We start from the raw sequence: 23,713 nt of genomic DNA, 5'->3' as shown, positions 1-23,713 counted from the left end.
TTATAGTTTTTCCATTTTCCCCTGAACCCGAATTCTGAATGCGAAAGGTTTTCTTTCTCTTTCAGATTTATCAATTATTTCTTCCCAGTGGTTGATTAGTAATCTTACAATCTCCCAATGCTTATCCTGGCCTTTGGGTAATTTCAAAAAAAATACTCCAAGCTTATATTCTTTACATAAATCAAATTGCAGTCTTGTTTTATGAATGTTAAAATCCCTCGTAATTAAAATACCATCGGATGCTCCTATCCCTGGAATAATAACTTCATCAGCAGCGCCTTTATTATATTTTTCTTTTGTTGAATAGACTTGCACATCACGAAAATATCCCCTGTTTAGAAAATTAAGAGCGTGGGCTACATATTCCGAAAGGTTTTCGTCAAGAAAGATTTCCATTAAGCAGCAACTCTATAAAACTCAATTGCGTCATTAACTTCTTTTTGCGAGAGGTCATACAATATTCCAATTGCTTCTATCGGCTCGCCGCTTCGATACATCGAAAATAATGCTTCTGCGTTTACATTAGTTCCCCTTATTATTGGCTGACCAAATTGATGGTGAGGATCAACAATGATACTATTTTCTTTACCCGCAGGCCAGAACCTTTTTGCTAAATCATCTTCTCTAAACTCAATCTTCTCAGCAAAACTTTTTATTATTCTCACGAAATTAGTTTGACTACTTCCATCTGCACTGACAAGATCATCTTTGAATTCATACCAAATCCTTTTACCATCGGTTAATAATTGTGATGATGCGAAAGGATATTCTACACCTAATTCTTTTGAAATACTGCTTCTTGCCTTAAGAATTGTTTTAGTGTTTACTCCTTTTTCTTGTAATTGAAAGAAAGTAAATAATTCAATCAGGACATAAAAGTTTACCGCTTTGTTTCTTTTATCAGTGCTCCAGGAATAAGTATCACTGAATAGTTTTCTTCCAAGTCTCTCATCCCAATATTCAGAGATATATCTGTTAACTTTTCTTCGGTTAATTCTTAATAAACGACTGATATCAGGAATGGTATATATGCCACTTCCAAGTTCTTTTTTGTGTGATATTGCTTTCATTACATCCTCCTCTCAAATTTTGAAAAAGAAAGATTCAGAAAATCCTTAGGTGATTAAGCTGATGCTATGTAAAAATAAATAATTCTTGACTTATTAGTATAGTCAATTCCGAACATCAATTTTCCCTGTTACAACTTCACTTATTAAAGCTGTGCGATACTCTTGTAATAATTCTATTTCTTTTTCGATTTTCGTAATTGAAGAGTCAATTCTTTTTGTTTCGGTGTCAATATAATTACCAATTTCTTTTTGCTCATCAATTGGTGGATATGGAATTGATAAGTTTTGAATTCTCTCAACAGATAAACCGGGTTGTGCTGCAGAAATTGAATACTGATTGAGATTCATAGATCTTAATAATTCACCAAGCCAAAGAATATCTTCATCGTTAATCCGTGTTACAACGACAGCGTGTTCAGAGGCAAAAAATTTACCACTTGCATAATTGATATTTCCGCATAAAGCTCCTTGTCGACCAATAAGAATATATTCTCCAATATGAGTGTAACTTGAAGTGTAACCTCTCAATCCGTTTCCACCATATACTGAGAATTCATCTGATTCTCTAATATTATCTGAAGTAATTGATTCACCACTTTTGAGTTCAGCAACATACTTCAACTTCTTCACTTCCCAATGCTCTGGAATATCCCCAAGCCAATCAATTCCACTTGGTTTTAATTTTACATTTTGATTTATTCCTTTTGTAACTGTCTGGTTAATTATTGCAGTGCGTTCTTCTTTAAGTAAATCAATTAGTTTTTGTTTTTTCTCAATCAGCGAGTCAATCTTAGCTGTTTTTTCATCAAGGAAATTTGCGATGGCGGTTTGTTCTTCTGGAGGTGGAAGTAAAGAAAGTGTATTAAAAAACTCCTCCGAATACAACCTCAAACGTGATTCAATAATACCACGAGAAAAACGTCGAAAAGTCTCGGCATACAAATCGGTTCTATATAGATAATGAAAATACCTATGATCTTGTTCGATGGAACGTAATTGATAAACACAATACGAAGGACTTACAATACCCTTCTCATTTGAAGATCCCAATCCTTTTTTCCAAGCGAGCATTATATTTATAACCAAATCACCTTCCTCGACTATCTTATATTCTGATAATGATTCAGCTCTACTTAATAAATCATTACTATCAATTTTTTCTGCTCTTTTTGCAACCCCATAATACTCCGAAACAGATAGCAAATCATCTTCTCGATATTCCAAATTTCGATTTCTCGATTTGCTTTCAAAAAATATCCGTTTAGTTTTATCCAATACCCAATGTTCTGGTATATCAGAAATCCATTCGACATTGCTTGGTTTATATTTTGGATATTTGATCATACAATATTTTTTCTGACTGTCTTTCATAAATTTTTATTTCAACTTTGCAACTTGCAGCAACACCAATAATTCCAACTACAACACCAATTGCTACTCCAACTATAATTCCAACCATACCATCAACTGTTGCTGCCGCCGCCGCAGCAGCAGCAACAAAAACGTCAGCAACTTCTTCTCTAACATCAACAGCAATATCATCATCATAATCGTCGTCACCGTCATCCTTTTCTTCAGATTATCATCAACTTCATTATCTACAACATCAACAATAATTATTTTGCTTTCCGGCAGTTTTCCCGGCAAGATTGCCGGTATTGTTGCCGGATTCGGATTTTAAGGCTCAATAAATTTTCTTTCCGGCAATATAAATGCTCTGATTACCGGAATTATTGCCGGATTAGGAAATAAGAACATATTTAGTTGCCCTACCTTCACCTTCAACCTTTAATAAGCCTAAATCAACCATCTTTTTAAGATGATTACGGGCAGTTCTTTCAGAAACATCCATTGCAGACATATATTCTGGAGAGGTAATACTGCCTCTAATTCTGATAAATTCATATCCCTGCTTTTCGCTTGTTGAAAGAGATTTTAATTTTTCCTGGATTTCAATGGAAGAAGGTTGAGCACTTACTTTTGTATAAATAGTGGTAACAAAATATTGTTCAAACATTCTGAAAGAGGGTTTTGGCAGTGTTCTAACATCAGCAAGTTTTTTTAGTTCTTTCATTCCTAAACCAACCTCTTCCACTACAGCAATTTCATTAAACAAATAGGCTATTTTTGGATTTCTACTTTCTGGCGGAACATTAAAATTAACAAACTTCTCAAGTGGATGAATTGGTTTGCCGGGGCTGAATACCTCTACACGATCATCATAAATATAAATTTTTACAGTAGCACCATCTATAGTATAATCTCTATGAGTAATTGCATTGTTAATTGTTTCACGAACTACTTCAAATGGAATATCATAATATTCTTCCCGTTGTAGGGATTTCCGAGAGATATATTTTGGGTAGATCAAATTTAGATATTCCTGAATCTTCTGAGGTTGTAAAAGAACGGGACCGGCAAAAGTTTTGGGCGCTTCTTCGATACCATTTTGATTTATTATAAATTGAACACGTGCTTGAGTAAAGGATAACTGTGGATTTTTGCCTAAAAGTAAGATTCCGAGTCCAGTCGGTTTTGTAATATTAGTTTTAACATTGGTTTTAATTAACCCCAGTTGCAGTAAATATTTATTAAACTCTGGTGAACCTATCTTATAACCCAGCTCTGCACGATCTATAAGTTCTTCCTGCGCCTCAATTGAAAAATCATCGAGAGTAACATTTTGAATTGCATTATCAAGCGGATCTACACTTCCCGTAATTTCACCATCTTGTATTCTTTTAGCTTCAGCTTCAGCATACTCAATAAAGTCCTTATTAAATTCTCTGATTTCTGCTGCAAGATCATCGTCAAAAAATGCAACTTCAATATCATGCTCAAGCAATTTTTTTCTTCCTTCGCCTCTGACTGAAGGGTGTGGGTCCTGAATCCCGATATAAACTTTTTTAATTCTTGCATTTATTGCTCTTTCGAAGCATGCACTTTTAGGAGGATTTCTTTCTACACATGGTTCTAAGGTGGTATAGAGAATACAATCCGTTAAAGGCTCGGTTCGCAATTTCTTGTCCAATAAACTAAATTCAGCATGATCTCCTGATCGAATTTCCCCTCGATGTGCTACTTTAATTAGTTCTCTTCCATCTGGAGTTACAAGAATTGCCCCAACCTTTGGATCTGGTTTATCTGAATGTTCAGAAATGGATTTTTTCATTTCGGTAACTGCCATTTCCATAAATTCTCTATGCGTGAATATTTTTTTCTGCTTTCCCATATTCCATCATAATAATTCTTTTAATGAATCTTTGGTTTCTTCTTCAAGTGCTAAAATTTCTTTTTTGATTTCGTCCAGACTTCGGAGTGGTTTATACTTGTAAAAATATTTGGTGAAGTTGATTTCATAACCAACTTTAGTCTTACTGTGATCAATCCAGGCATCAGGTATATGAGGCAGAACTTCTCTTTTGAAATATTCTTCTATTTCTTCTTTCAATGGAACGTTTTCATAATCTCTTAATTCTGAATCAGGAACTTGATTACCTTTTTTATCTAATTCAATTTCTCCTTTTTCATTTCTCTTGGGTCGTTCAATGGTTATTCTGGTATATCCAAAATCATCATTGTCAAATACTTTTGAGTATTCTCCATCTTCAAATGCTTCATAAATCTCAGTAATGGTTTTTATCTGATATGGTTTTCCGTCTCTGCCATCACCAATTTCTTTTCTTTTATTTCCTAAGCTCCTGCTCATCTTTATATAAAAAGGATTATTTTTATCTCCCTCTGGCCATTCAGAACCGGTAGCATTTATAAGCTGCACTTTCCCTTTACGCTCTGGTCTTTTTCTGTCCGTTACAATCCAGATGTAAGTTGATATACCTGTATTGTAAAATAACTGATCTGGCATTGCTATTATCGCTTCGAGCATATCATTTTCAATTATCCATTTACGTATGTCACTTGGTCCGCTACCTGCACCTCCACTAAACAATGGCGATCCATTGAAGACGATTCCAATTCGGCTTCCACCAGAACCTCGTTTCATTTTACTTATCATATGCTGTAGAAACAGAAGAGAACCATCGCTGATCGAAGGAAGACCAGCACCAAATCTTCCTGCGAATCCTTTATTATCATATTCGTCTTTGATATACTTCTGAGCTTTTTTCCAATCTACACCGAAAGGTGGATTACTCAGCATATAGTCAAAATGTTCGTCCGGTAATCCATCCTGGCTAAAACTATTTCCAAATTTTATGTTGGAAGGATTTTGTCCTTTAATCAGCATATCAGATTTGCAGATTGCATATGATTCAGGATTTATTTCTTGTCCGAATAATTCTAATCTCGCTCCGGGATTTAATTCGTGTAGATATTCATCGGCAACTGAAAGCATTCCTCCTGTTCCGCAAGCAGGGTCATAGAGAGTTTTAACAATTCCTTCTTTTCTTAAAATGTTTTTATCGTTAGCAAATAGAAGATTAACCATTAAGCGTATAACCTCACGTGGAGTAAAATGTTCTCCTGCCGTTTCATTTGATATTTCCGCAAATTTTCTGATTAGTTCTTCAAAGACATAACCCATTTCCATCGGTTCTTTTACTTCAAATTTATCCTTAGCATTAGCAAAATGTTTTATTACCAGATATAACAAATCATATTCATCAAGTTTTTTAATTTGGTCTTCAAAACTGAAGTAATCAATTATTTCTTTGGCACTGATTGAGAAACCGTTTATGTAATTTCGGAGATTTGCCGCAACATTGTCGTGGTCTTTGGCGAGTTCGTTAAAATCGAACTTGCTATGGTTATGAAATTTTACTTTTGCAATTCCATTAAGAATAGGTTCTATAACTTCCGGTTTTTTTTGTTTATGCTTTTGATAGGCTTCAAGGACTTGTTTCTTGGTTGGCTCTAATACAATATCCAATCTTCTTAATACAGCAAAAGGTAGAATAACTTTCCCGTAATCAGCTTGTTTATAATGTCCTCTTAAAAGGTCTGCAATAGACCAAATGAAATTCGCTTTTTCTCTGAAGTTGTTCATATCAATAAATATCCAAAGTTACTTTTTCATATAATGTGTTATCAAGAATCTCACACTCAAACCAATCAGCTTCCTCAAAGTAATGCTGTAGATGCTTCGGAATTGATATTTCCCTACCGCTTGTTATTGAAGCAGTCCCTCTTAATTTTATTGCTGTATTGAATTTGAATGACAATAGTCTTTTTGTTCCATCATTAACATTTGTTGCTTCAAATACTTGTCTCGGCACTAAGAATAAACCCATATACTTTCTTTTTCTCAAATCCAGTTTCCATTTATTATCCGTGAGTATTGTTGGTGAAGTCATTGTATTCTCCCTATTTATGAAAAATTTATGTGGTTGATCATTATTTCAATACCAACTCTAAGTTTTGGAAGGCCTCTGTTCGATGTGTAACAAAGCGTGTCTGTAATTTTATTTGTAAAAATAAGTATTACAAAACTTTTATTCTATAAAATTCCAGAAAAAATTTGATTTAGAAAGATATGCTCAAAGCTATAGTAGTTACTATGTCTTTCACTGTTGGTGCTGTTCCCGAATAAATATACAGAGAAGTGGTCAATTCATATCAGCATCTAATAATTGAAAAGCTAACAATTCATTTTGGAAAGAATGAGACAAATAAAATCAAGTGGTTATATCAAGATTCAGAATTTCGTAATCCCTTCAATAGAGACGTATAAAACTTTATTTCTGTTTATTCTATGTCCAAGTTCTCTTTCTCTTTCAGCTATTTTTTGTTCAAGTGTTTCGCCATGATCAGGCAATACCACAATTAGTTCTCCTTTATCGTAATTCGGATTAAGTATTTTTACAATAGCTTTTTCAAGCTTTTCTAAACGTTTCTCTAAGTTACTCCTCATTGCTTATTTTCTCCTCAAGTGATTTTAATCGGTTTTCAATTTCTATCTCCTTCACAATATTTACATAACTTATTAGAAGATAAGTCAAGTCCTTGGCTTCCTGTCCTGTTATTTCACCTGTCTGAAGTTTATAAATAAGTTTTGACAGGAGTCTCTTTGCATCTGATACTTTAGTTATTTTAACAGGTTTTTCAATTCTTCCCGCAATATTACCGGTATAGGTAAGCTCATCTCTTTTATTTTCAATAAGTTGCTTTACTTTAGCTTTCATTTTGTCGCATATTTTTAAGCCAAATCTAATAATATTTTTAAGAAAATTTCTCTTTACTAACACTTTTCTCTTGGCTATTATTTTAACTTGGGTTCAAATCCAATATACTTTTTATATATAGTCTTCATTACATTTTTTAGTTCATCTTCATACTGGCTGGGAACAAGGAAAGAATCGTGAACGCATAGACATGGGATTCCCCTCCTGGTAAAGTGTTTCAATATTGTTTCTGCTATTTCGGAATCCAAATACATTAGCTCCAATCCAACTCTGCTACAGAAGAACCTTGATATTTCAGAATGAACGCTTTCAAATTTTCCTAGCAAATCTTTTTCGTCCAGTTGATATTTTTGCTTCAGTTTCTTCAACTTCCAATCTTTTCTTATGACATCCCTGAGCGCCCTCAATGCTTGAGTAGTATCTTTAGTGTTGATTACTATTAAACACAACGTTTTTAGAATATCTCTTACTTCCGGTCTATCAACGGCAGAATACGGATCTCCATCAAATTGTTTTCCAATTAAATGATAGAGCATATTGAGATGAAATCCTGAATAATCCACTTCGACAACCGGTGAATCATTTATTAAAATCTTGGCTCTGTCTGCCTCATCTAACTGCTGATAGAAACTCCCATAAAATCTTCCACCTCGTGTAAATTTTCCGTCATTAAATACACGATATAATTGTCCGTCTATTTCCTTATAGCTTAATGAGTTAGTCTCTGCTGTTATTAGTAACGGGTTACCTGAGTGCTCTGGGATAATGGTTGGGTGCTGTATGCCTGGTTGAACTTTGATCGGTGCGTAGCCCGTGTGTTGGTCTTCCGTGCCTGCCTCCAATTCGATGAGATGATAGATAGAGATAACAGAATCGAGAGATGAAAGAGAACGAGAGGAAGAAAAAAAATTCGGATCACACAGAAAAAAAATTCGGGCATCTCTTATAAATTCATTGTATTCGTCTAAAAATTTTATCTTCCCTATTAGCTTACCTGAAGGTGTGTATCTCAATAGTCCCTCTTCCTTCAAAATAATATTCTTGGAATACGGATGTGATGAAAAGCTGTCTCTTTCACTATTCTTCAGTCCTTTTGATTCTCGGAGCAATTTCTCGCTTGCATTTATTCTGCTCCTTTTCCCCTTCCCTTTTTCGTTGTCATAGAATCCAATAGCCTGATTTATGTAACCATTGCTTATTAGTATTTCAATCCATTCAATAATTGATCTGTAGGTATAATGTTTAAGTCCATACCAAGAGTAGTTTGTGTAGGTGTTTGGTGATTTTGATATAACAATGTATCTGCCGTGCCAATGCGCTATAAACAGATTGGACAGAATATTATTTAGTGCAAGTTTCCTTATCTCAATATTTCTTGTTGATCGGTTTAATTGATTAAAAAGTATATCTGTCAGCAATAATATGGAACAATAAGGAGCAACCGAGCAGATTTTTTTGTTAAAGAAGAAAAAATGTTCCAGCGAATTCTTTGGCTTCATTTTATTTCCTGAAACTTTTTGTAATTACTTTCTTTCATAGCTGCAAGTATCTCTTCCCGGTGGAACATCACCCTTTTTCCAATCTTCCGATATGGCAGTCTGTTTTCCGCCTTCCATTTGAAGAGGGCACTCGCTGAGCATCCTAAGAACTCACAAGTCTCTTTGAACGAAAGAAGTTCTCTTTCTTTTTTGAGATTCAGTTCTTGCTTTACCGCATCTTGAATAATTTCTCTTAGTTCATCATGTGAAAGTGAAATCAGAATTATTTTGTTGTTGTTCATAACTTCTATCTTTCGTTTTTAACTCTTAAAACTGAACTCAACTAACGATTTTTTTTAATAACTGCGTGCTTGTTACCAATTCCCCGGCGATTTGGATTTTTACTAAACGGAAAAAGTATAAAGGGCAGTCTGGAATTATGCAATTCTTCACTCCACCTTTATTACCAGAAGAACACTCCAGGCAATGTTTGCGAATTGCTTTTATTGGGGTAAGATTTTTCATCGTGCTAACCTTCGCAGCTGTTGTAGGTAAAGGCGAGTTAAAATGTAATTTTTTATTCGCTGGATTCTGTGATTGTTAAGTTTGTTCAGGTATTTGAACTTGCGATTCCGATAGCGGAGTTTGAGTTGCTTCTTAGAAGCTGATGAGTTAAGTTTGCGTTCGTCCATTATCATTTATCCTTTCGTCTTAAGGATTTTCGGCTCAACCTCTACTAAAGGTGCGAGCCGATTTTGTTTTATAATAGAAAAGCCGGCAAGTCTTGTTAGCGATTAGACAACCGGCTTTTCATTTATTAACAACTATTTGAAAGGACTTTTACATCTAATCGCTATTAGTAGAATATTGTTTCAGAATTGAGCTGGAAAAAGATTGGGTAATTTTGAAAATTGGATAAAGGGAAAGGATTTATAATCTTACAAGTTTCAGATTTGACTGAAACTTTTTTCAACCAATGAATAATTAAAATTCAATCAAGCTCGATGTTATCAATAAAATTGTTTGTAGTCTCTTTTTGTTCGTAGGTAGGTTTGTCCACTTCATTATCCATATTATCTGATAAAATTTCAGTGCCTCTCTTATTTTTCTTCTTTTTCTCAAGTTTGGCTATTCTGGAGACAATATTTTCCTTAACCTCTGATAATTGAACTTCTGTATTCGAATCTATTTTGCTATTAGTCAATTTTTTTTCAATATAACTCACCACACCAAACAAAAATTCTCTGCGTCGTAAACTTCTTGACCATGTTGATTTGCTACCTTTGATTCTTGCTAAATCTTTTAATTTAATTTCCTGAGGATATATCTTAATACATAATTCGGTATATATTTTGGCGAGTTCTCCATTATTTATTTTTTCGTTTTTCTTTTTTGTTTCTTCTTCAATCATCTTTTCTCTATTTTCCTTCGTCTTAGTATCAGGTTTATACTCAACAACTTCAACAAATTTTGGTTCGAGGATGCACAAAATCTCATCAAGAGTTTTATAAAATTCTTCAGCATTATTTTCAAACAATTCCCAAACCTTTACAATATATTCTTTTTCCGAAATCATAAAAGGAGCAAATTCGTTTAGCGCAAGCTTCCTCAAAACGAAAGCCGAAAATCTTTTATTGGTTTCGGTGTAGAGGGAACCTTTCTTTTCGTCCCATTCCTTTAAAGGAAGAAATTTATAGTCTGGAATTTGATGCATATAATTATCAATTCTAAATGAAATAAATGCACGTAAATTAGTCGCAATAATTACTATATCGGATTCATATTCTATTTTACTTTTCCCACTTAATAAATCCAATCTTTTACTTATTAAATTCTCTTTTTCTTTCATTACTAAATACAAAATCCTTCCTCGTGTAAGCACCCAGTAACCATCCGGGCTCCCATTTAAGGGACACAAGAGAAGGACTAAATTTTCATGAATAAATTTGGTTATTTTATTGCTAAGTTCGTATTACTTTTTAGTTAATGTGCATTCGCTTCTTTTTCGTTTTTATCTTGTATGGAACTACCACTTCACATCTTATTCCTTTTAATTTCTGTTCTGATACTGGATAAGTATCCTGAGCCTTTGTTTTATAATTAGCTTTCAACAGATGTTTATTTTGATTTTTCTTTGTCATCAACATCTTTATCAGTCTAATTATTATTAACAAGCCTCAGACTACTTCCAAATACCCTATCCATTTCATCTCGCAAATGATTGAAATCAATTTTCAAATATTTCTCCATCATACGTGCTGTAGAATGACCAGTAATTTTCCTGATATATTCGGGTTTCATTCCCCTTTGCAAAGCGATTGTAACAAACGTTCTTCGAGCAGTATGTGTTCCAATAAGTTCATATTTTTTATAAACAGTTTCAATTCGATCATTACCCTTATATCTAACTTCCTTAACCAATTCATTGATTTCTGCAAGCTCACACAGTTCTTTCAGGTAGGTATTCATTTTCTGAAGTGATATTACTGGAAGCGGTTGTGGGTAATCACTGTATTTTGCTAAAATTGAAAGTGCTTCTGAATTAAGAGGTATTTCAATTATCTGTCTTGTTTTTTGAGTTCTTACATTCCAAGTTGAGTTCTTAATATCTTCTCTTGATATATTTTTAATATCAGAATACCTGACACCAGTAAGGCATTGAAACACGAAAATATCTCTTACTCGTCTTAATCTTTCTTCCTCAAGTTCGACATTATAAAGTTTCATCAATTCAACTTCATTTAAGTAGATGACTTCAGTAGATTCTGATTTACCCTTGAATGTCTTGTAGCTATTGTTGTCACTATAACCATTATTATTTGCCCAGATAAGAAATGTTTTAAGGAACTGAATATTCTTGTTCGCAGTATTGTTCAGCATTTTTTTATTCTCGATCAAGAAAGAATAGAATTTTGAAAAGAAAAGTGGGGTGATCTTATCAAAATCTAATCGTTCACCATTTACTTTCTGATATTCTTCCAGTAAGGTTTTCATACGATTCAGTTTTTGAATAGCCGGTTTAGAAACTTCCTGTCGCTTTATTTTTAAGAACTCATCATAAATATCGAATAAGCCATCCTTTCTTTTATCAAACTGATTTTTGATAGCATCTGATACAATTCCAAATCCTGCATCGGGTTGCTTACCTCTTATAAGTCTTTCGATGTCATAAATCTTGCTTTCGAACTTATCCAAATATTGATTCAGACTTTTTAGATCACCTTTGATGATATTATTTCTGGTCATACGTGGATTACCTCTTTGCAAATTACTGTCCCATAACTCAGGTTTAATCTTTTGCCCAGTATTTAAGTATAGTGTGTCTTTAGCTTCCCGCACATAACACCAAATAAGCGATTCGCCTGTTCTCGATGGTTTTCTTTCTGGATAGAATTTCACTTTCATACTCTACCTTCAATTTCTTTCTTGATTTCAGACTTTATAATATCAACGCTTTTATTTTTTGGTCTACCCATATTTTGTCCTGGCTTCCAATTCATATTTTTTTCTGTTAAATGGATTACTGGCACTCCAGCAGTGCGGTCAATTTCTACCTCACCACGCTTTTCAGCATTGTAAACCGTTTCTCTACTGCATTTTTTCAGGACTGCAAAATGTGTAATACTTACAAACTTCATATGCTCTTAAAATTGTTTTTAATATCTACTTCAAAGATAAAAATATTTTACAGAATGTCAAGATTTTCTCACAATATTCTCACACCAAATGTAAATGACAGTGGACAAACAATATGTTTTATTATGCACTAAAAATGAGGAATAGATATGAAAAAAGTGTTAAAATTGAATAATTTAGCGGAAAATTAAAAAATGCGAAAATGAATAAAAAATACAAGGTTCGGTTCCCTGACTCTCCGCAGCCCTTTTTTCAAATGCGAGAATTGCGATTTTAAGCAGTTTTCGCATTTTTTATTCTCCCTGATACACTCAAATACCCCTTCCCAGACCCTATAGTGGAGCCTTTTTGGAGCCCTTTTGCTAGTATCAACTAATTTTAAATATAAAAAATGCCATCAACTTGATGGCATTAGTTAGAATTATTTCGAGGTGTATTATTGAGGCAATAGCCGATCTAAGTGAGATACATCTTGATGCAAATGATCCGATTTATTATGAGCATAGCGTTCAGTTTCTGACACAGACCAATGGCCTAGTAGTTCTTTTATATTCTGGATTTTTACACCATTATGGATAAGCATTGTTGCATAAGTATGTCTGAACTTATGCAGATAAGCATTTGAAGTAATACCAGCTTCCTTTGCGATTGATTTGCAAGTCTCAAGTAACCTGCGTTCACGAAGTTGAAATCCTTTAGGAGATGTAAAAACAAGATTGTCTGATAATCTATGAGGATAATATTTTTTTAATAACTCAAACATCATATTATTCATAGGTATTGCTCGTTCAGAGTTGAAGGTTTTGGTCCTAAAATTTTCGGAGGATCTGACATAGATTAATTTTCTTTCGAAGTCCACATCCTGCCAGGTGATATTTGCAAGTTCACCAAAACGCATCCCTGTAAAAAGTAGTCCCATAAATGCGAGTCGGTAAGTATCATCCATCGGTTGTGCGAAAAATGCACTCAGTTCTTCTCGAGTATAAAACTCGGGTTTTCTTCTTTCAACTTTTAAGTTTTTAATATGAAGCAAAGGATTACGTTTTATGTGTCCCTTAATATATTCTTGTTGAAAGAGTGCCTTAACAGTTGCCAGGAAAAAATTTACTGTTTTAGGCTTAGCCTTTGCCATCACTTTTTTCTTTCCTCGAATAGTTTCTTTCTCTCTTATTAGTTCATTATAAAGGAGAGTAGCGTGATCTGGTAGAAATTCATCTATATAATTTATGTTTATAGCTTTCGCAAATTTTTTTATTTCCTCAATAACGAATGAATATTTCTTTATACTCGTTTCTCTCAAATCACTTTTAGTCATAAGAAAGTCATCTGCTGCCTGTTCAAAAAGATATCTAGTTGGTTTTACTCCATTATTTACCAGGCGATTTTCATATTTCTGAAGTTTGATCGAGGTTTCAAATAATTCTGCTTCTCTTTTAGTTCTGAAAGTTCTTTTAATTCGTATTCCGGTTTGGTCTCTAATATTGACCAGATAATTACCGTTAGGTTTTTGCTTAATTGCCATATTAAACTCCTTCGATTGATATACGTGCAAGTTCCACAATGTTTATAAATGGTTTATCTCCCAAATAAATAGCATTTATTTTCCCACTCTTTACTCTGCGTCTAATGAATTCACTACCTACACCTAATAACTTCGCTGCTTCACTAATTGAAAAAACTACTTTTTGAGGATGATTTTGGATTAATACATCGAGTGTTAATTGGTATGGATTATCAACTTCAGATTTTACATTTTGGACTAAATGAGAGGTGGAAGGAGATATGACCATCCCCTTCAAGTTTGAATTTGTAGGTTTGTAATTATCGAAGTTGATTAATCTTGCCATCTACTTTATTCTTATACCTTAGAATTATCATCCTTTTTTACACCGGGATAAACATTTGGAGGCAGTTTTATTTGAAGACCACCACCTAATATTATCTGTGCAAAGCTCTTTGCTTTTTCAATCACTTCAGCGATTCGATACTCTATAGAGTAGTCGATTTCCTCAGCGTGCTCAAATAGTTCCCCTATAGTTTTGGCAGTCAACGATATTGAAAAATCGAATATAACTTCACCACTTGAGTTTATAATATGACTAATTATTTTAGGCTTTAATGAACTATCTGACATCAAAACCTGATGTTTTAATTCAAAAAAGTAAGCGGGCGTAAATTCAATATTCCATAAGTCATTGTATCCCTCTTGATTAAAGAATATCTCGATTGAACTCGTGTCTTTTCGTTCCAGTATTAAAATTATTTCGTCTGGCCAATCTTCAATGTTGGGGAACTTGGAATTATTGTATCAAATCTGTTTTTATATACACGACATCTACGATTAAGCGGAAGCTCTTGAACTGAAAAATTCTGGATGTCTTCTAAATCCATTTCAAACACGCCATCTTTATCAGCATTTAACTTTTGCTTCCCAATTAATAAATATTCCGAACCTGTTTTTTTATTTATTTTTATTTCACTCATTTAATTTTCCTTTCTTTCAATATTATTAAGAAGGCTGGAGTTAACCAGCCATCCTGTAATTAGTTTCAATGCTATCTGAATTATCCCCAGGGTAATATTTATTACAGCTACAATAATCAGCAAGGTAAGAAATTTGATAACGTTCAAACTTCAAATCATTACCCTCATACACCACGTATCCACGAATATAAAAACGCATATTTTCTTTGGTTATGTATAGATGATTTTGTGAGTGTGATTGAGCAAGAAAATAAAGGAAGTACTCAGCGTCCTGTATTGAATATGTAAAATAATTTATATCTAAAGTTTTCATATTTAATTTTTTGTTTGACATTTAATTAACCTTTAATTTAATTGAAAAATAACCGCCGCAACTGCGGCGGCGTTAACTTGAACTTTATTCCTCCTCGGGCATTACCAATTCCTCAAAAACACCTTTAAATGAGGCACTTTTTGATAGAAAAGTTAACCTTGAAGCTGAATAAAGAACGTCGCTCAAAAGACCGCTACAGAGTATGTATGTTTCGACATCTATAGCTTCTAGTATAGCACCAAACTCCTGCTTGAATAATTTTAAACCGTCAGGATCAGTAGCTCTCGCTAATCTCCGTATGTATGAAATCTCTTCTGCGCCTGAAGTTTGTCGGAAGGTATTTATAGCTTTAAGCATTTTTGCCTTGATTAAATGCTTATTGCGTTTGAGGTAGTTGTCCGCGTTTGCTTTATCATAAAGGAGACCTTTACTCTCTTTTCTTATCGCGGATCCTGTAAGGTCAGACAACCGTTTCCCTTGCTTGGCTTTTTCTTCACGAATCAAGAATAGTTGTCTTTCTATCTTCTTTCTCTCTACTCGTAAGTTTTTTCTTTCGGTTACGGTAGGAGAATTTTGTTTACCTAATCCCTGAATTTTTTTAAGCTCTCTAGATTCTGGTTTAAGCAGTGAATTAATTTCATCCAATCTTCCTGCAAGAGGTTTTTCTTTCATATTAAGTTCCCGTAGGTCCTTATTAACACTCTTGATTGCAGACGGGATATCTATCTCCGATGATATTGCTTGTCCTGCTTGAAATAGTGCAGCAACAGTAGTATCATTATCTAGAGGCTGGATATGGGGTTCAGAATCCTTTTTAGATTCCGGCTGGGGACTTTGTCCCGTGGCTTTTTCCAAAGCCGATTTCTCCTTTAAGGATGGAGCATCCTTTCTTACATTTTGCATAAGCTTTTCTCCTTTATATATTGCTTATGCAAGAAATAGCTACATATATGATATGTCAGCCTGACATGTCAAACAAAAGGTCGATTTAGAGAAAATTTTAGATCTTTAAGGGGGGGGGAGTAATTATTTAAATCTTATTGAGAGGATATTTTCCAGACTATTTTTGGTTCAGGCACATATCTATAACTTTTAGTTTGAGAATCTTCAATGATTGTTCTGTTAAAATGTCTAAGGAATTCAGCATCAATTCCAGATATTTCAGATTTCAATCTATCTATAGCCCCTTTCACGTTACGCCATTCATTATCTGATCGAGATGCAGTTGTCTTTGGTTCCCCAATCTTCTGAGGGTTGTTCTTATCAAATTTAGTAGAATTATTTATGTACTTGTACCTTTTATTAATTTCATCTTGAATCACTGTTGCCTCAAATCCATTACCAGAATCAATCTGTTCTTGCTTGTTTTTTTTCAACGCCTCAATTTCTATTAACGTTTGAACTATAGTTTGTTTATCTGTCAGATTAACACGGTCCTTCCGGTCACTATGATTTACACCAATCTTAAGTTGAAAGAGTTCTGTACCAGTTCTTACTTGATTTGGATGCTCGTAGAGATCACCTAAATACAAAAAACCATCTAGATTCTTCTTTTCAAAATGTAATTCCTTCCCATTAAAAATAACTTGGTACTTACCATTTTTCTCTCGTCTTAAAATATATAGACCTTTTTGCTGCTTTTCATATTGGTTCGTGTTTTCTGCCCATCTTAAGTTATCACTACTTGTAATTAGATCATACCAAAAATCTCGGTCTACAAGATTCTTTTGAATTTTATTGTTCTTTAAAATCCCAACTAGTATACTTTCTAACTCGGTAACCGAATTTATGGGCTCGAAAAAATTCTTTAGTAGCCCCCCACTAACCAATCGTGAGTATACTTCCTTAAACTCTTCAACCTGGATACCTAAAACCATATTCTTTTCTAAGATAATAGTATAGAAAATGACCGGAAATAATTTTTTTAAATCTTTAGAACTTGGAACGTAAACAGGATGAAATACGGGGACATCAACATCCGTCTGAGTAACCAGAAAAGCAGACTTTTCATTATACTCAGTAGTAAGAATATCAGAAACTAGTTGGGAAAGTTGAGAATGATTTAAGAGTTGCACATTTTTAAATATCAAGCCGATCTTTCCATCTTCAGGCTTTATGTAACCGTTTGAACAATCTAATAAATAAAAATTTCCCCATTCGCTTTGGAGTGCCTTTAAAAACTTATCTATTAAAAATTTATCATCTCCGATTATTTGAAGTTTCATTGGTCTGGATAGACACTGCTCAAAAGATTTAAAGAATCCTAGATGTGAAGCATTATCATATTCGACAGCTGCTAAATGTAGGAACAAACTAACATATGTGCTATCAACTGAAACTGGAAAAAAACTCCGCTTTGCATTAAAATCATTAGAAAAATAATCCTCTAAGAAATTAATGTATCTGATATCACCTGTGAAGATCTCATTCTTATATTTTTTTTCACTATTGTTAAAAAATTGTTCCCTGTAGACACTAAAATTTTTAATATGTGGGAGCAACTTTGTTATAAGTGGCGTAACGTACTCGCTTAACACAACAACTTCCTTCATATTCAGGCTTTGTATAAACTTCTCTCCCCACGTCTGCATAAAATCTTCACCCCATAAATTCTCTAAATCAATTTGATTTGCCGTTAATCCAAATATTGTGCAATTGAAGATTTTTATTTCTTTAATTATTTTTTTCTTTTGTTGAATGTCGCATTATTAAGGTTAAAATTGTTTAAATCATCATTACTTAATAGTGTTCCATCGAGATTAAGAATAAAAATGTTCGATATCCGGTTTAATAAATCTGTATCAATAATGTCAAGTGCTTGAAAAATTTTACCACACTTATCTGGGAGCGTGTACTCATCTTCCTTCTTCAATAGAGAGAGAGTCTCATATAAGAGTGTTGATATATCAATTAGTAGAATCATTGATTATATGAGTTTTTATAATTAATCTTATTTATATAATCTTCACAAAATTGGGCTTTCACTTCAATTTTCTTGGTTAAAAAATATTTTCATTTCGGCTTTGCTTCCGATAATCATCTTCCACTTCAAGTTTTTCTCCGAAATTTAACTTTCACTTAAGGAATTGCTCCGAAATTGACTATTTACTCTAAATTTTTACTAAAATATTATCTAAATATGAGCTTAAATTAAGAAAAACCTTAAATTTCTTCAAAAAATGAAGTTTTTACTAAAATTACTTTATCTTATCCCACCTACCCTTGTAATTATCATTGTTAATAAAATACATATTTAGAATTCCGCGAGTTGAATATTCTTTAATTTTTCTCTTGGCTTCGGTAGATGTACAAATGAAAAATTCGGGATGAGTTAACTTATCTCCATTCAGATTCACAAATACATAGAAATGTTTCTGTTTTATTTTTGATTTCAGAATAGGCCACCCTACATTTTTCTTTTTATAGATTGACTTTACTTGTATCGGAAATGTCTTGCCATTCTTCTCAGCAATGAGATCAATTGCTTTTGCGTTACCCATAGTAATGGCTACATTAAATCCTCTTCGCAATAATTCTCCTGCAACAAAATACTCTCCTGAGAGTCCGGTACTATTCCTTGCTATTTCTGCCAATTAAAAATTTGTCTCCAAGTTTAGTTGATAATTTTTAGTATTCATCTATAAACCACTTTAAAATATTATTCATTATATGTTTGACAATTTACACTCGAATGGATAGGTCAATCAGACCTTTAATTTCCATTATCACTATTATTAAAATCAAATTCATCTGCTTGCTCATTCAGATTTTTTTTATTCTTGTTTTTTTCACTTTTGATTCAGACTTTATTGCTTGTTGAGTCTGTTCCTTAACTTCATTTTCCTGCGAGCTTGGTTTAGCCTCATTAAGTATTATTTTCTTTTTCAATTCCGGAAAACTCGATTGAAAATTCAGAGTTTCAGGTTTTATTTTTTTGTAATACAGATCAGCAACCATTTCAAATCCAAAAAAATATCCAACTAACCAAAATGCCAGCGCAAGCTCTTCTTCAAAATTTAAAGAAAGAAACTCATTATTATATATTTCAATTAGACCACTTTTTTCAAGATCATTACCTTCGCGGATATTATTTCTTAAATAAAGATAAATAAGTGAGGAGACGAGTACATTCTCATTTATTATTTTTTCAAGGTTCACAATCATTGAAGCATTATGCAACTCCAGAATCATACTTTCGAGTTTTCTGTACTCTGAGCTAGTTTTGAATCTTTCCAAAGTATCAGCAAACTCACGCAGATTTTTTCTTTTGGATTCATCATTATTTTCATATACCTTGAGTAAGGTACCAATATCATAAAAGTATCCAAGATCATTGTTGGGGAATGGTTTGTTTCTATCATATAAAACAAGATTTGTCATAAATTGTCTTTCAGCGGAAATTTTTTCTGAATTACTTTCTCTTAATCGTAGTGCTTCGTCAACTAAATCAGATTTTGGATTGAACTGTGTTATATATCCATCTAGTTCAAATATTTTTAGTATCGATTCAGCTCCTCTTCGACCCAACTCTTTTTCTCTTTCCTTAGCTATAGGTAAGAATTGATTTTCGAATATTGGTTCCTGAACAATAATTCTATCATCTAGCTTTCCATTCAATAATTTTTTCCCACGACTGGTTATAGGATATACTTTACTTATCCATTCAAAAGGCAACATGTACTCTGTGCTCTTTTTTTTCAGTTTCGAAAGTCTTTCTACTGGTATTTCTACAATGAGAATTTCAAAATCATCATCATAATCTGGCAGGTTTTTAATTAACTTTTCGCCTACTTTATTAATTGATGAATAAATTCCTTTCTTCGATAATGTTGCACTAACCAACTTACTTTTTGTTACTTTCTTTATACCAGTCTTTAACCAAAGGTTTAATTCATTAAGGTATATTATTAGCAGATATCTTTTATTATTCATTTATATTTCCTTTAAAAAGGTAGATCGTCTTTATTGTATAAGAAATCATCTTCAGAGTCGTCTCCTGAACCAAAATCATTGTCAGTACCTTCTAACATCAACAATTCTGCTGGAATCCTCAACATCAAGTGGTGTGGATCATCACTATAGGATAAAAATAGATTTTGTCTACTCCGAGTTAATGCAACAAAAAACAAAGTCTTTTCTCGTAATGGATCGTTTCTCCATATCTCAAGCGAATCAGAAAGGAAGGGTAAAAAGACAGCTTGAAAATCTAATCCTTTCGAACTATGGTAAGTCATTACGTTTATTAAATTTTCATCATAGGCTCTTTGAAGTGAACCAAAACTATTGCCTAAATATTGTATTGGGAAACCCATTGAAGATACATAACTGTTAAATCCTTCGTACTCCTGGCTCGCATTTCTTCCTCTATGTGGGGCTGGCCAATCATAGTAGTCAATTTCTTCTATTGCACAAACCTCATCAAGAAACTTTGTTATCTCAGTATGCTTGGGTAATAATATAGCGGTACTATAACCTTGCTCAGCAAATTCTTTTGCCTTAGAATAAACAAACCTAACTTCTTCCGAAATATTTTCAGAAACATATTTGACTACATCCACATTAGCCAATCTACCTCTCGGTGCACTTAAAAGTAAATCCGGGTCATCCAAAAAGTTAGATGCAATCTGTATGATTTTATTTGTTAGTCTATGAACCGTTCTTAACTGATATGGTTTCGTATTTGTCAATTGAGATATTTGATAAGGTGGACAACCATCATCATAAATTGATTGGACTGAGTCACCAGCAACTATGAGCTGATTTGAATAATTTCTTAAATGCGAAAGCACGTCAGCTCTAATATCCTGTACCTCATCTACAAAGATGATATCGTAATTATCAGTTGTTCTACTAAATTCTGGATAAGTAAATATAGGAATTCGTGATTTTATTGCTTCAGATAATCCAGTGCGTAACATGTCAATAAGCGCATATGTAAAAACAACAATGCAAGCTTTTATTCTTGGGTTACTTTCAAATATCTTGTTTATAGTATGAACAAGTACAACTGTCTTCCCTGATCCTACTGGTCCTTGTATCCAATGATTATTCCTATCTCCATTAGTGGCATCAAACTCATTTTCAAAGAAATACCTTTGTTCAGGAATCAATTTGTTTATGTTTATCATCCACTCCATGAGGTTACTCCTTGCTTTTTAATTGTTGAAATTCTTTTTTGATAAGCAAATTATCATCTGAGTACCATTTTTCTGATTCTAATAATTTCTTGTGTTTAGTTGAAACTTCGTCTGCAAAATCGTTTTTACCCAAATGTTTTGCAGCTGTAATCAATCTATGAAAATCACTCACCTCCAGAGTCCCATCCCTGTAAAGTTTGGAGTATGCGTTAAAACCTTTTTTAACTAATTCTTCAGAACGATCTGGATCTTTATCGCTTAAATATGTGCCATACTGTATAGAGGCATAATTTGCATCCTTATCATTGGCTAAACATTCTTCCATCAGATCTTCATACTTCTGATAATTACCAGCTGCTTCAAATTTTAGTGCAAGGTTAAAGGAATTTGTAGCAGATCTAATTTGATCGTATGCCCGTTGAGCCCATTCTAAAGACTTCTTTTTATTACTAGCCATAGAATAATAATAGCAGATATTAGTAGGCATATTATTGTCAGGGCTTTTAGAATTTATTATTTCCAATATTTCCGCTGCTTTCTGATATTCTTTTGCTTGCTTATAAGCTTCAAACAATTCGTATAACGTGCCAATTTCTGGATTACCATTATTATAATAAGCACTTTCATTTACTTTCTTTTCAGCAGCTAATATAATTCTTTCAGCATTGCTTAAAGCAGAATTTGCAAATGGATTAACATATTCAGTTTTAAGTTCAGCACCATTAATACTAACACTAATCTTGAGCAATTTGTTTTCATCGATCCCATATCTCAATTTTATATATGAATCCTTTTTAATTGGGAAATGCTGAGACAAATCAACTCGGATGACAGAGAGCAATTTAGTTCGATCCGAAACACATATCGGAATCTCAAGCAGTTTTTGGTTTTCAATCTGTGTCAAGAGATTATCAACCTCAAACATTTCAGTCGGTATATTTTTGCCCGCTTTAAATAAAGTTATCGTTTCATCGTTCTTAGTTAGAATCATAATTGGCTCACTTGTAATCGGATTGATTAGATTAACAGATAAACCATGAACCAAAAATGAGTTTAGTGCTGCACCAACTGAAACATGGGATCGCAAATCTCTTGGAATTTCAATCTCAACATCTTCAAAATAGTTTCTTAATTTTTTTGTAAATATGGATTAGCAGAACTACCACCAATTAAAAGAACCATGTCAATATCTGAAGCAGGTAAGTTTGATTTTGACAATATATCATCCAATAAACTGTTTACGCACTTTCCTTCTTTTAAGCCTTCTGATAATTCTTCACTATAGCCATCAAATAATAAATCATTAATTTGATAAAAATCCTGATACATAATTGATGGCTTTGATAATATTAGAGTCTGTCTTGGCAAAGCAATTTCTACATCATATCCAAGCTTAACTTCAGTTTCACTCTTAGCTATTGGTGGTAATTCGTAACCAATGATTTGATTTGCGATAGTTTTACTGACTTTAATTTTTAGATCTTCAGCAGGTTTAAGAAGCTTAGGGATAATTCTTTTATTTAAATCAGCGGTGCTCAAATCATCTAACTGTAAATTGCTTTCCTCAAGTAACCGATTAAGTAAAAGATTTTTTGCAATAAGATAATCAATATCATCACCACCCATTTCTTCATAGCGTGAAATAGCTATGTTTTTTGAGTAGAAACTCTTATGCGTTCTGCCGATTTCAAGTAATGAAAGATCACAAGTACCTGCACCGAAATCAAAAACTAAAATATGGATAGGAGAGTTTTCAGCAATTTGAAAACTGCCAAGATTATTCTGATTTGATTCAGCAAGGTAGCTTAAAAAAGCAGCATTAGGCTCATCGATGAAACAATATGTTGATAATTCAATTCCAGCATCTTTCAATGCTTTTAGTAAGTCTGCGCGCTGATTGGATTCAAATGATGCAGGAATGCTAATAGAATACTCAATGTGCCCGGGTAGTTTTTTCTTCTTTACAAATTTTTCTACCCCCTGCTTAATAAACTTGAAAAAAACTGTTGCTGCCTGTGAAGGATTCTCAATTGTTGCAATTGGGTGATTGGAGGGTAAATCAGTGTTATAATACATCGGACCCAGGTTAATTCCAAGTTTCATCTTGAATGAAGACCAAACATTTTTATTGGGTGTCATTCCATATTTAACAAACCTAGCTCCTTCACCAATTAGTAATTTGTCTTTATACCAGGCAATAATTGATGGTACAAGATGAGATTCAAAATGTCTTCCATCGTGCATTATTTGTTCAATAGGAATTGTTTCAGTTCGAATGGGTGTTTTATTATCGCCAAGCACGGCGTAGCTGGCAACAGTTGTTGAGGTCCCAAAATCAATTCCAATAAAAGTTGTATTTTTTAATTTATCCCTGACCATTGATGTATTGGATAAGGCTGGGATAAAATTATTTAAAGTAGTTTCTGTAGCCATAGTTGAACCTTATGATTTAATT

27 protein-coding genes are annotated in these 23,713 nt (G+C 33.3%); 1 reads left to right on the top strand and 26 read right to left on the bottom strand.

What is annotated here, in order from left to right:
* The 3 genes from IPM14_05305 to IPM14_05295 all read right to left on the bottom strand — a co-directional run bounded on the left by IPM14_05305 (position 1) and on the right by IPM14_05295 (position 2,141).
* Positions 1 to 396 (bottom strand): hypothetical protein, encoded by a 396-nt coding sequence (locus IPM14_05305; GenBank protein ID MBK9097541.1) that lies wholly within the window; start codon positions 394 to 396, stop codon positions 1 to 3.
* Complete coding sequence (locus IPM14_05300) at positions 396 to 1,070, bottom strand: DUF433 domain-containing protein (GenBank protein MBK9097540.1); 675 nt, start codon at positions 1,068 to 1,070, stop codon at positions 396 to 398. The genes IPM14_05305 and IPM14_05300 overlap by 1 nt, the downstream gene beginning before the upstream one ends.
* A gap of 102 nt (positions 1,071 to 1,172) precedes the next feature.
* Positions 1,173 to 2,141, bottom strand: coding sequence for a restriction endonuclease subunit S (locus IPM14_05295; GenBank protein ID MBK9097539.1), 969 nt, complete (start codon positions 2,139 to 2,141; stop codon positions 1,173 to 1,175).
* A gap of 317 nt (positions 2,142 to 2,458) precedes the next feature.
* Between IPM14_05295 and IPM14_05290 the strand changes: the two genes are divergently transcribed.
* Positions 2,459 to 2,620, top strand: a complete 162-nt coding sequence (locus IPM14_05290) for a hypothetical protein (GenBank protein ID MBK9097538.1) — start codon at positions 2,459 to 2,461, stop codon at positions 2,618 to 2,620.
* Positions 2,621 to 2,811: 191 nt separating this feature from the next.
* On the opposite strand, the gene IPM14_05285 is transcribed toward IPM14_05290, so the two are convergent.
* The 23 genes from IPM14_05285 to IPM14_05175 all read right to left on the bottom strand — a co-directional run bounded on the left by IPM14_05285 (position 2,812) and on the right by IPM14_05175 (position 23,691).
* Positions 2,812 to 4,302, bottom strand: a complete 1,491-nt coding sequence (locus tag IPM14_05285; protein MBK9097537.1) for a hypothetical protein — start codon at positions 4,300 to 4,302, stop codon at positions 2,812 to 2,814.
* A 6-nt stretch (positions 4,303 to 4,308) separates the two neighbouring features.
* The gene (locus IPM14_05280) at positions 4,309 to 6,075 is read right to left on the bottom strand and encodes an SAM-dependent DNA methyltransferase (GenBank protein ID MBK9097536.1); all 1,767 of its coding nucleotides are present in this window, start codon (positions 6,073 to 6,075) and stop codon (positions 4,309 to 4,311) included.
* 1 nt (position 6,076) lies between these two features.
* Positions 6,077 to 6,382, bottom strand: coding sequence for a hypothetical protein (locus tag IPM14_05275; protein ID MBK9097535.1), 306 nt, complete (start codon positions 6,380 to 6,382; stop codon positions 6,077 to 6,079).
* Between the two features lie 341 nt (positions 6,383 to 6,723).
* Positions 6,724 to 6,939: a hypothetical protein gene (locus tag IPM14_05270; GenBank protein ID MBK9097534.1), complete on the bottom strand. Its 216-nt coding sequence runs from the start codon at positions 6,937 to 6,939 to the stop codon at positions 6,724 to 6,726.
* Positions 6,929 to 7,210, bottom strand: a complete 282-nt coding sequence (locus tag IPM14_05265; protein ID MBK9097533.1) for a hypothetical protein — start codon at positions 7,208 to 7,210, stop codon at positions 6,929 to 6,931. Before IPM14_05265 ends, IPM14_05270 begins: the two co-directional genes overlap by 11 nt.
* A gap of 77 nt (positions 7,211 to 7,287) precedes the next feature.
* Positions 7,288 to 8,709: a hypothetical protein gene (locus IPM14_05260; GenBank protein ID MBK9097532.1), complete on the bottom strand. Its 1,422-nt coding sequence runs from the start codon at positions 8,707 to 8,709 to the stop codon at positions 7,288 to 7,290.
* On the bottom strand, positions 8,706 to 8,990 hold the full coding sequence (locus tag IPM14_05255) for a helix-turn-helix domain-containing protein (protein MBK9097531.1): 285 nt from the start codon (positions 8,988 to 8,990) through the stop codon (positions 8,706 to 8,708). Before IPM14_05255 ends, IPM14_05260 begins: the two co-directional genes overlap by 4 nt.
* A 689-nt stretch (positions 8,991 to 9,679) precedes the next feature.
* Positions 9,680 to 10,537, bottom strand: coding sequence for a hypothetical protein (locus IPM14_05250; GenBank protein MBK9097530.1), 858 nt, complete (start codon positions 10,535 to 10,537; stop codon positions 9,680 to 9,682).
* Positions 10,538 to 10,845: 308 nt separating this feature from the next.
* On the bottom strand, positions 10,846 to 12,093 hold the full coding sequence (locus tag IPM14_05245) for a tyrosine-type recombinase/integrase (protein ID MBK9097529.1): 1,248 nt from the start codon (positions 12,091 to 12,093) through the stop codon (positions 10,846 to 10,848).
* On the bottom strand, positions 12,090 to 12,326 hold the full coding sequence (locus IPM14_05240) for a hypothetical protein (GenBank protein ID MBK9097528.1): 237 nt from the start codon (positions 12,324 to 12,326) through the stop codon (positions 12,090 to 12,092). Before IPM14_05240 ends, IPM14_05245 begins: the two co-directional genes overlap by 4 nt.
* Before the next feature lie 434 nt (positions 12,327 to 12,760).
* Positions 12,761 to 13,846, bottom strand: coding sequence for a tyrosine-type recombinase/integrase (locus IPM14_05235; protein ID MBK9097527.1), 1,086 nt, complete (start codon positions 13,844 to 13,846; stop codon positions 12,761 to 12,763).
* Between the two features lies 1 nt (position 13,847).
* Positions 13,848 to 14,171 (bottom strand): hypothetical protein, encoded by a 324-nt coding sequence (locus tag IPM14_05230; GenBank protein ID MBK9097526.1) that lies wholly within the window; start codon positions 14,169 to 14,171, stop codon positions 13,848 to 13,850.
* Between the two features lie 11 nt (positions 14,172 to 14,182).
* Positions 14,183 to 14,458, bottom strand: coding sequence for a hypothetical protein (locus IPM14_05225; protein MBK9097525.1), 276 nt, complete (start codon positions 14,456 to 14,458; stop codon positions 14,183 to 14,185).
* A gap of 125 nt (positions 14,459 to 14,583) precedes the next feature.
* Positions 14,584 to 14,808 carry a hypothetical protein gene (locus IPM14_05220; protein MBK9097524.1) on the bottom strand — a complete coding sequence of 75 codons (225 nt, stop codon included), beginning with the start codon at positions 14,806 to 14,808 and terminating at the stop codon, positions 14,584 to 14,586.
* A 40-nt stretch (positions 14,809 to 14,848) separates the two neighbouring features.
* Positions 14,849 to 15,142, bottom strand: coding sequence for a hypothetical protein (locus IPM14_05215; protein ID MBK9097523.1), 294 nt, complete (start codon positions 15,140 to 15,142; stop codon positions 14,849 to 14,851).
* Positions 15,143 to 15,205: 63 nt separating this feature from the next.
* Positions 15,206 to 16,024, bottom strand: coding sequence for a hypothetical protein (locus IPM14_05210; GenBank protein MBK9097522.1), 819 nt, complete (start codon positions 16,022 to 16,024; stop codon positions 15,206 to 15,208).
* A 134-nt stretch (positions 16,025 to 16,158) separates the two neighbouring features.
* Positions 16,159 to 17,712, bottom strand: a complete 1,554-nt coding sequence (locus IPM14_05205) for a hypothetical protein (GenBank protein ID MBK9097521.1) — start codon at positions 17,710 to 17,712, stop codon at positions 16,159 to 16,161.
* Positions 17,713 to 17,798: 86 nt separating this feature from the next.
* A complete protein-coding gene (locus IPM14_05200) occupies positions 17,799 to 18,044 on the bottom strand; it encodes a hypothetical protein (GenBank protein MBK9097520.1) in 246 nt (81 codons plus the stop codon).
* Positions 18,045 to 18,318: 274 nt separating this feature from the next.
* Positions 18,319 to 18,714: a hypothetical protein gene (locus IPM14_05195; GenBank protein MBK9097519.1), complete on the bottom strand. Its 396-nt coding sequence runs from the start codon at positions 18,712 to 18,714 to the stop codon at positions 18,319 to 18,321.
* A 169-nt stretch (positions 18,715 to 18,883) separates the two neighbouring features.
* Complete coding sequence (locus IPM14_05190; protein ID MBK9097518.1) at positions 18,884 to 20,053, bottom strand: hypothetical protein; 1,170 nt, start codon at positions 20,051 to 20,053, stop codon at positions 18,884 to 18,886.
* A gap of 11 nt (positions 20,054 to 20,064) precedes the next feature.
* Positions 20,065 to 21,258, bottom strand: coding sequence for a hypothetical protein (locus IPM14_05185; protein ID MBK9097517.1), 1,194 nt, complete (start codon positions 21,256 to 21,258; stop codon positions 20,065 to 20,067).
* A 4-nt stretch (positions 21,259 to 21,262) separates the two neighbouring features.
* Positions 21,263 to 22,345 carry a hypothetical protein gene (locus IPM14_05180; protein ID MBK9097516.1) on the bottom strand — a complete coding sequence of 361 codons (1,083 nt, stop codon included), beginning with the start codon at positions 22,343 to 22,345 and terminating at the stop codon, positions 21,263 to 21,265.
* Between the two features lie 41 nt (positions 22,346 to 22,386).
* The gene (locus tag IPM14_05175) at positions 22,387 to 23,691 is read right to left on the bottom strand and encodes an Hsp70 family protein (GenBank protein MBK9097515.1); all 1,305 of its coding nucleotides are present in this window, start codon (positions 23,689 to 23,691) and stop codon (positions 22,387 to 22,389) included.
* Between the last annotated feature and the right edge of the window lie 22 nt (positions 23,692 to 23,713).

It is taken from the genome of bacterium (assembly GCA_016716565.1).
Taxonomy (GTDB): Bacteria; Bacteroidota; Ignavibacteria; order Ignavibacteriales; family Ignavibacteriaceae; genus IGN2.
The sequence above is the reverse complement of the archived record's forward strand: the minus strand, read 5'-3'. Positions and strand labels throughout refer to the sequence as shown.

Bases quoted from the DNA above. Each gene is read 5' to 3' on its own strand.
- IPM14_05305 (MBK9097541.1), bottom strand. From the start codon at position 396: ATGGAAATCTTTCTTGACGAAAACCTTTCGGAATATGTAGCCCACGCT.
- IPM14_05300 (MBK9097540.1), bottom strand. From the start codon at position 1,070: ATGAAAGCAATATCACACAAAAAAGAACTTGGAAGTGGCATATATACC.
- IPM14_05295 (MBK9097539.1), bottom strand. From the start codon at position 2,141: ATGCTCGCTTGGAAAAAAGGATTGGGATCTTCAAATGAGAAGGGTATT.
- IPM14_05285 (MBK9097537.1), bottom strand. From the start codon at position 4,302: ATGGGAAAGCAGAAAAAAATATTCACGCATAGAGAATTTATGGAAATG.
- IPM14_05280 (MBK9097536.1), bottom strand. From the start codon at position 6,075: ATGAACAACTTCAGAGAAAAAGCGAATTTCATTTGGTCTATTGCAGAC.
- IPM14_05275 (MBK9097535.1), bottom strand. From the start codon at position 6,382: ATGACTTCACCAACAATACTCACGGATAATAAATGGAAACTGGATTTG.
- IPM14_05270 (MBK9097534.1), bottom strand. From the start codon at position 6,939: ATGAGGAGTAACTTAGAGAAACGTTTAGAAAAGCTTGAAAAAGCTATT.
- IPM14_05265 (MBK9097533.1), bottom strand. From the start codon at position 7,210: ATGAAAGCTAAAGTAAAGCAACTTATTGAAAATAAAAGAGATGAGCTT.
- IPM14_05260 (MBK9097532.1), bottom strand. From the start codon at position 8,709: ATGAAGCCAAAGAATTCGCTGGAACATTTTTTCTTCTTTAACAAAAAA.
- IPM14_05255 (MBK9097531.1), bottom strand. From the start codon at position 8,990: ATGAACAACAACAAAATAATTCTGATTTCACTTTCACATGATGAACTA.
- IPM14_05250 (MBK9097530.1), bottom strand. From the start codon at position 10,537: ATGAAAGAAAAAGAGAATTTAATAAGTAAAAGATTGGATTTATTAAGT.
- IPM14_05245 (MBK9097529.1), bottom strand. From the start codon at position 12,093: ATGAAAGTGAAATTCTATCCAGAAAGAAAACCATCGAGAACAGGCGAA.
- IPM14_05240 (MBK9097528.1), bottom strand. From the start codon at position 12,326: ATGAAGTTTGTAAGTATTACACATTTTGCAGTCCTGAAAAAATGCAGT.
- IPM14_05235 (MBK9097527.1), bottom strand. From the start codon at position 13,846: ATGGCAATTAAGCAAAAACCTAACGGTAATTATCTGGTCAATATTAGA.
- IPM14_05230 (MBK9097526.1), bottom strand. From the start codon at position 14,171: ATGGCAAGATTAATCAACTTCGATAATTACAAACCTACAAATTCAAAC.
- IPM14_05225 (MBK9097525.1), bottom strand. From the start codon at position 14,458: ATGTCAGATAGTTCATTAAAGCCTAAAATAATTAGTCATATTATAAAC.
- IPM14_05220 (MBK9097524.1), bottom strand. From the start codon at position 14,808: ATGAGTGAAATAAAAATAAATAAAAAAACAGGTTCGGAATATTTATTA.
- IPM14_05215 (MBK9097523.1), bottom strand. From the start codon at position 15,142: ATGTCAAACAAAAAATTAAATATGAAAACTTTAGATATAAATTATTTT.
- IPM14_05210 (MBK9097522.1), bottom strand. From the start codon at position 16,024: ATGCAAAATGTAAGAAAGGATGCTCCATCCTTAAAGGAGAAATCGGCT.
- IPM14_05205 (MBK9097521.1), bottom strand. From the start codon at position 17,712: ATGCAGACGTGGGGAGAGAAGTTTATACAAAGCCTGAATATGAAGGAA.
- IPM14_05200 (MBK9097520.1), bottom strand. From the start codon at position 18,044: ATGATTCTACTAATTGATATATCAACACTCTTATATGAGACTCTCTCT.
- IPM14_05190 (MBK9097518.1), bottom strand. From the start codon at position 20,053: ATGAATAATAAAAGATATCTGCTAATAATATACCTTAATGAATTAAAC.
- IPM14_05185 (MBK9097517.1), bottom strand. From the start codon at position 21,258: ATGGAGTGGATGATAAACATAAACAAATTGATTCCTGAACAAAGGTAT.
- IPM14_05175 (MBK9097515.1), bottom strand. From the start codon at position 23,691: ATGGCTACAGAAACTACTTTAAATAATTTTATCCCAGCCTTATCCAAT.